General features: G+C 41.9%; 1 protein-coding gene and 1 pseudogene. Both read right to left on the bottom strand.

Going from position 1 to position 633, the window contains the following annotated elements; genetic code table 11:
• Positions 1-487 (bottom strand): lambda exonuclease family protein (locus tag ACFIL8_RS12165; protein ID WP_375690032.1); only part of this gene is annotated, 487 nt, incomplete at its 3' end.
• Between the two features lies 1 nt (position 488).
• Positions 489-633: pseudogene (locus tag ACFIL8_RS12170) on the bottom strand (recombinase); the annotation flags it as partial.

Here is a 633-nt window from a genome sequence, read left to right on the forward strand (position 1 = left end):
TGCCTACAAAGTTTGGATTATAGCTCATGAAATGACACCATTTGCGTCCTGTGCACGCCATTTGGAATTGCATCTGTGCGATATATTCAGGCTTGATTTCGTCATATATAAAGAAGCGCAAATGCGTAGTTGATTGTGGGCATTTGACCTCAACTAAGCCGTCCTCTCCAATCAACCCATCAGGACTTGCCCCCGCCATTTTCATTTTTGGGTGTGGGATAAACCCGCATCTTGTGACTTCTGCGTCATAAATGAATTCATATTCTCTCAAGGCATTCTCTTCATGTTCAATGCCCCATTGCATAGCCGCGGTTGTATAAGATTGGCTTATTTCACCTATTAAGCGTTCTGTCATGAGTTTGATTTTGTAGTCTTCATATTTGCTTGTAGGCAAACCTTTTGCTGTCTTACTGAGTATATTGTAAACGTTTGAAGCAGTGACTTTTCCTAAGCGCGCTTGAAACCATTCTGCTGTTCTTTGTTCCATCTCACACCGCCGTTCCCTGTTCGTGTGGCGTTTCTATATCGGCATCTTGTATAGTAGAATCTGTTTCTGCCTTTTGCCTGTTTTGTTTATCTTTCAAAAGATGTAATACCGTTTGTGCTTGTCCTTCAGACATATCGTCGAGCTTT

Origin of the sequence: Bartonella sp. AP57NXGY (assembly GCF_042195805.1) — a bacterium.
In the GTDB taxonomy this organism is placed as follows: Bacteria; Pseudomonadota; Alphaproteobacteria; order Rhizobiales; family Rhizobiaceae; genus Bartonella.